The organism is Actinoplanes sp. NPDC026670 (genome assembly GCF_040638175.1).
GTDB lineage: Bacteria > Actinomycetota > Actinomycetes > Mycobacteriales > Micromonosporaceae > Actinoplanes.
Map to the genome: position 1 here is coordinate 308,574 of NZ_JBEZXU010000004.1, position 6,188 is coordinate 314,761.

Consider the following 6,188-nt stretch of genomic DNA (forward strand, 5'->3'; position numbering starts at 1 on the left):
CACGTGCCCGCCCCCTTGGAGCCCGATACCACCCCGGAGGAGCACCGGCAGCGTGCTCTCCTTCTCGCCGACCTCGGCCGCTACGACGAGGCCGCCGACGAGATCGCGGCCGGCCTGACCGCCGAACCTCACGAGGTCAACCTCCTCGCCACCCTCGCCCGCATCCATCTCATCGCCGATCAGCCCACCGAGGCTCTGGCTGCCGCCGACCGGGCGGCCACCGCCGACCCGCAGGCCCTGCCCGCCCTCGTGGTCCGGGCCATGGCGCTCGTCGACAGCCGGCGCTACGCCGACGCCGCCCGGATCGCCGCCGAGATCCTCCGGGACTGGCCCGACGACCCCTACGCGCAGCGCACCGGCGCGGCCCTGCTCAGTGAGTCCCGTAACGGGCAGGAGGCACTCAACGCTGCCTGGAACGGTGTCCGGGTCGCACCCACCGAAGCCGAGGCGCACCTGGTCCTGGCCGTCGTCGCCGCCCGGCTGCGGTTGTTCGACCTGGCTCAGCGGGCGTATGGCGAAGCCCTCGAACTCGACGCGACGATCGGTGACGCCGGCCGTGCGACAGGCATCGTGCGGTTCGAGCGGCGGCGCTGGGCGAGGGCCATCGAAGACCTCGCCGACGAGGCGTCGCTCAGCTCCCCGCAGACGCCCCCGCCCCCGTCGTCCGAGGTGCCGGATTCACCCGCCGCACTCGACGAGCCGGCCCCGCCCCCGCCGCCCTCGGTCAGCCTGCCCCGGCCGGTCCTGGACATCTCCGAGGAGTCGACCGAGGCGGTCCGGGAGACCGTCGGGTACGGCGCCGGCGGCGTCATCATCGCGGCTGTCGTGGCGGCCGCGATGACCCTGGTCAGCGCTGGCATCTCCCGGGTGTGGGCGGGCCTGATCGGTGTCCTCGTCTTCGGGGCTGTCGTTTTCTGGTTCCGCGGGCGGCTGCCCGAACCGGCGGGTGTGGTCCTGCGACGGCTGCGGGCCGGTGACCGGCGGCTCGCCGTGGCGGTCTACCTGACCTTCGCGGCGCCGCTGTTCCTGCTCGCGTACGCCGTGGTCGGCGGACCGGTGCCGCTGGTCGCCGGGATGCTCGTCGCGGCGGTGGCCGAGATGGTGGTGCTGCTGCACCGCCGTGCCTGACCCGCGATCGCCGGCACGGACATCGCGTCGTGTTGCTCGATCGAGCTGGGAAGTGACATAACGGACTTGGTTGTCCGTATCTCACGGCGTCTATTAGGTTCGGATTCGTGTCAACGATGGTGCCTCCGCTCTACGCCGGGCTGGTCGATGACGCTTCCCTGCTCCCACCCAGCCCGATCGGGCTGAACGACGCGGTCGTCAAACACCACGAGCACGCCACCGCCTGGTACCGGAATCTGGTCGGATCGCTGCTCGTGCCGGCCTCGACGGTCGGCATCGAACAGATGCCCCGCCTGACCGCCGGCCTGATCGGTGACGTGCCGGCCGCGGCTCTGCCCGCCACCGTCGAGAAACTCCGGGCCGCCGGAGTCGTGGTCGAGTACGTCGAAGCAGCAGTGGCGCGGCGCGGCGAGGACCCGCAACCCGGGGTCGCCACCCTCTGCCGGTTCGCCGAGGCACAGAACGGCCTGCCCCTCTACGCCGAGATCCCGCTCAGCTGGGGGCTGCTCTCCGCCCTCGACTCGGTCGCCGAGGCGCGTGCCGGTGGCCTGTCGATCGCGCCCAAGTTCCGGGTCGGCGGCCTGGCCGCGGAACTCTTCCCCACCCCGGTCGAGCTGGCCGCGGTGATCTGCGCCTGCCGGGACCGGCAGCTGCCCTTCAAGCTCGCCGCCGGACTGCGGCACGCCACCCGGCACACCGATCCGGAGACCGGGTTCACCCACCACGGCTTCCTCAACGTGCTGGTCGCCACCCTGATCGCCGCCGGCGGGGGCGAGGTCGCCGAGGTCGCCGAAGCGCTCGCGGCCACCCACCCGGTCCCGCTCGTCGAGCCGGCCCGCACCCACCGGGACGGTCCGCGGCCCCTATTCGTCGGGTTCGGCGCCGCCAACGTCGTCGAGCCGCTGACCGAACTCGTCCGGCTCGGCCTGATCAACGGCGGCTACGAGTAGCACGTCCCCGCGGGGCCGCGGGCCGCCCGCCGAAGAGCCGGCTGGATCCGACCTGGAATACTCACGGCCGTGAACCGGGTGCTGCTGCGAATCATGGCGGCGGCGCTTCTGCTGGTGGTGAGCGGCCTGATCGGCTGGCGTGTGCTGGCTCCCGCTGAGCTGTCGGCGAGCGCCAAGACGCCGAACCCTCCCACACCCTCGTCCAGGCAGCTCGGCGTGACCAGCCGGCTCAACGTGGCGCCGCTCGTCGTCGACGCGACGGTGCGTGTCTATGCGGCGAAGCACCAGGTGCGGGCGGACGGACCGGTCACCGCCCGCGCCGTCTACACCGCGCGCTGGTCGTTCCGGCGGTGGCCGGAGCAGCTCAGCGCGGTCGTGGCGAGCGGCACGACAGTGATCACCAGGTGGTCCGACGGGAAACTGGTGGCGATCGATTCGCGTACCGGAAAAGAGACCTGGCGGGCCGACGGACCGGAAGGGCCCGGCTATGCCGGACACCGGACCGGCGCCGCGGCCGTCTGGAACCCTCCCGGTCTGCGCATCGCCGGCGGGAACGTGCTGGTCACCGCCGGGCAGATCCTTTCCGCGTACGCCGTGAGCACCGGCCAGTCGGTCTGGACGGCGACTGTCCCGGCCGGGTGCTCGGAGGGCTTCACCACCAGTGGCGGCGCCTACCTCTGTGCCACCGGCGCCTACGACACGACGTCGGGTGATCTGCTCACCGGCTGGCCGACCGGCCCCTACCGCCCGGTCGGCTGCGGGAACTCGGGCTGTGACGCGTTCCGCGACGGCGCCGGACAGGGGTGGCTGGCCAGTGCGGCCGAGCCTCGCCGGGTCCCGGCGCTCGACGATCCGCTCGCCGTCCTGGTGGCCGGGACCGTCATCACCGCCGCGCAAGCCGATGCCCCCGCTGCGCCCGCCTCGCCCGCTGTGACGCCCGGCCCGTCCGTCTCCGCCGATGTGCCGTCGCCGTCACCGTCCACCTCCGTTGCCGCCGTTCCGGTCGACGGGCTGCCGTTGACCCCGCCCGCTGGGACCTCACCCTCCTCCTTCTTCCCGGCGGTCGCCGCCCGGACTGTGGATGGAGCGGCCTTGTGGACAACTCAGGGCCCGGCCCGGGTGCTCGGGGGAGACTCGGACACGGTGCTGTTGCTGACGCCGGAGAACATGTTGCGGGGGGTGGACGTCCGGACCGGTGATCTGAAGTATTCGATGCCGCTGCTCTTCGCGCCGGACAAGGCGGACACCCTCGACTGGAAGCCGGGTCTCTACCACCTGACCGACGGTTTCCTGGCCATCGAGCGCCTCGACAAGGACGCGTCCGACGATCCGGAGTCACCCGTCTACTACTTCACGCCTGACACGGTTCTGCTGGTCGCGCTGCCGGACTGAGGCGGACCCGGAGTCAGGTCAGCTGGGGGAGCAGGGCTGACCAGGCCTCCTCGGCGGCCCCCGCGATGGGGCCCTCGTCGTCGGGGAGCGCCGCCGGGAGGACCGGGGGTGGCGACTCCCGGTGGATCAGCATGAGGCCGTCGCGGTAGGCGGCGTCGATGGATTCGGGGACCGCGGCCAGGAGGTCGACACCCAGGCCGCCCAGGGTCACCAGGTCCGGGTCGAGGGCGTTGACCAGGCCGGCGATTCCGCGGCCGAGCGCGACGCCCACGGTGCGGACCGCTGCGGCGGCGGCCTCCGGATCGATGTCGGGGCCGCTTTCCCCTGAGCTGTACGGGCTGCCGGCGGACCGCACGGCCGGGGTGAGCGGCTCGGGCGGCACGGCCGGGGTGAGCGGCTCGGGCGGCACGGCCGGGGTGAGCGGCTCGGGCGGCACGACTCCGGCGGGTGGGGGGAGGCCGGCCAGGTCCTGGCGGGAGCGCTGGGAGCGCAAGGCCCGGGTCGCGGTGGCGATCACGTGGCGGGCGTAGGTGACCGGGTCGCGAGGGTGGGGGTCGCCCAGGAGACGGGCCAGTGCGGTGCCGTCGATCGCGGTTCCCCAGCAGCCGTGGGCGCCGCAACCGCAGCGCACGGCCGGGTCACCGAACGGCATGTGGCCGAACTCGCCTGCTGCGCCGTGGGCGCCGATCACCGGGCGGCCGTCGTCGATCACGGCGCCGCCCAGGCCGGCCTCGATGCGGAGGTGCAGGGCCACGGCCGCGCCCACGGCGGCGCCCCGGCGGTGCTCGGCGGTGGCGGCCAGGGTGGCGTCGTTGCCGGCGATCAGGAGGCCGGCTTCGGGCCACAGGTCGTTCAGGTCGATGCCGTGCCAGTCGGAGTTGAACGCGTCCAGGCGCAGACTGCGGGACACCGGACCGGGAACGGAGATCCCGATGGCGCGGAGGCGGTGGCCGTACCGGGAGAGGAAGTCCTTGATCGCGACGGTGACCGCCGCGCGGACCTCGGCCCAGGGTGCGCCGCCGTGCCGTTCGGACAGTGAGGCGAGGGCGGTCCCGCCGAGGGCGACGACGTCGAGCCGCCATGCCTCGTGCGTGATCGCCAGGGCCAGGACCAGCGGGCCGTCCGGGTGCGGCAGCAGGATCGTGGTGGGGCGGCCGCGGGTGCCGCTCGGGGCGGCGGGGGCCTGGGTGAGCAGGGTGGCGCGGCTGAGCCTGGTGACCAGTTCGGTGGCCGCGCCGGTGCCCACGCCGAGGAGGCGAGCCGCGTCGGCACGGGTCACGCCCGGGTGCCTGTGCACCATGCGGAGCAACTCGGTGGAGCGGGTCGTCACCGCGGTCCCCCTTCGGACGCGGGGCACGAGCGGGTCGTCACAGGCGTACTCCCTTTTTAAGCTCTGTCTTGGAGTTTATTGTGCGAAGGGTGAGACTCAACCGCCCGGCGCTCGTTGTCCTCGGCACCTCCACCTTCTGTTATGTCACCGCCGAAACCCTGCCCGTCGGTCTCCTCCCGCAGATCTCGGCCGGCCTCGACGTCACCGAGGCACAGGTCGGGCTGCTGCTCACCAGCTATGCCGTCGTCGCGGCGGTCAGCACGATCCCGCTCACCGCAATCACCATGCGCCTGCCCCGCCACAGCCTGCTTGCCGCCACGGTAGCCGTCTTCGTCGTCTCCCAGGCCGCCGCGGCGCTCGCGCCCACGTTCCTGGTGCTCGTCCTGTCCCGGCTGATCTGCGCGCTGGCGCACGGCGTGTTCTGGTCGGTGATCGGGCCGATCACCGCCCGGCTCGCGCCACCGGGTCAGGTGGGCCGGGCCACGTCGCTGGTCTTCATCGGGAACTCGCTGGCCATCGTGCTCGGCGTGCCGCTCGGCACCGCTCTCGGGCAGTGGCTGGGCTGGCGGCTGTCGATCGGGCTGATGGCCGTCGCCGGTGCGATCTGCCTGGTCGCGCTGCTCCTGTTGCTGCCGCCGATGCAGGCGCTGCCCCGGGACCGGGAGGTGACGCTCGGCAGGCAACTGCGGGACGCCGTGCTGATCCTGCGCAACGGGCGGGTCACCGGGCTCTGCGTGATCACCGTGGTGCTGGTGGTCGGGCACTTCGCGGCCTACACCTACATCGCGCCGCTGGTCCGCCGGGACGCCGGGCTGGACGGGGCGGCGCTCAGCGCGCTGCTGCTCGGGTACGGCGCGGTCGGGCTGATCGGCAACTTCGTGGTCGGCCGGTTCGTGGACCGGCGGCCGGGGCCGTTCGTGATCGGGCTGACCGCCGCCGCGGCCGGGTCGATGGTGCTGCTCGCGCCGGTGCTCGGGCCGGCCGCGACGATCGCCGCGGTGCTGGTGTGGGGTGGCGCGTTCAACGCGATCCCGGTGTTCCTCGGGTCGGCGGCGCTGCGGGTCGCGCCGACCGCCCGGGACGCGGCTTCGGCGGTGTACGTGGTCGCGTTCCAGATCGGGATCGGCAGCGGGGCGTTCGTGGGGGAGCGGTTCGTCAGCGCCGGGCGGTTGGGCACGCTGCCGGTGCTCGGCGCCGGGTTCGTGCTGGTGGCGTGCATGCTGGTGGTGCTGTGGCGGGGCGTCTTCCCGGCCCGGATCAGCGCCGAGGAGCACGACCGCATTGAGGCGAGCGTCGCCGAACCACCCAGCCCCCTGGCTACCACGCGACGCAGGCCCGCCACCGGACCGAGACGCGTCAGCCGGGCTGAATCCGGCCCCCAGCGCGCA

At 73.3% G+C, this 6,188-nt stretch carries 5 protein-coding genes; 4 read left to right on the forward strand and 1 reads right to left on the reverse strand.

Translation table 11 applies throughout. The annotated features are described in order from the left end of the window. Nucleotides 1-3 precede the first annotated feature (3 nt). From AB0E94_RS06475 to AB0E94_RS06485, 3 genes are all read left to right on the forward strand, one after another. Nucleotides 4-1,128, forward strand: coding sequence for a hypothetical protein (locus AB0E94_RS06475; protein WP_360323248.1), 1,125 nt, complete (start codon nucleotides 4-6; stop codon nucleotides 1,126-1,128). 107 nt (nucleotides 1,129-1,235) lie between these two features. Further along, nucleotides 1,236-2,078 carry a hypothetical protein gene (locus tag AB0E94_RS06480; protein WP_360323250.1) on the forward strand — a complete coding sequence of 281 codons (843 nt, stop codon included), beginning with the start codon at nucleotides 1,236-1,238 and terminating at the stop codon, nucleotides 2,076-2,078. Between the two features lie 69 nt (nucleotides 2,079-2,147). Next, the gene (locus AB0E94_RS06485) at nucleotides 2,148-3,470 is read left to right on the forward strand and encodes a PQQ-binding-like beta-propeller repeat protein (RefSeq protein ID WP_360323252.1); all 1,323 of its coding nucleotides are present in this window, start codon (nucleotides 2,148-2,150) and stop codon (nucleotides 3,468-3,470) included. Nucleotides 3,471-3,483: 13 nt separating this feature from the next. Here the strand turns inward: AB0E94_RS06485 and AB0E94_RS06490 are convergent, their stop codons facing one another. Next, nucleotides 3,484-4,800: an ROK family protein gene (locus AB0E94_RS06490; protein WP_360323254.1), complete on the reverse strand. Its 1,317-nt coding sequence runs from the start codon at nucleotides 4,798-4,800 to the stop codon at nucleotides 3,484-3,486. Nucleotides 4,801-4,889: 89 nt separating this feature from the next. Between AB0E94_RS06490 and AB0E94_RS06495 the strand changes: the two genes are divergently transcribed. Further along, the coding region (locus AB0E94_RS06495) for an MFS transporter (RefSeq protein ID WP_360323256.1) at nucleotides 4,890-6,188 on the forward strand (1,299 nt) is incomplete at its 3' end.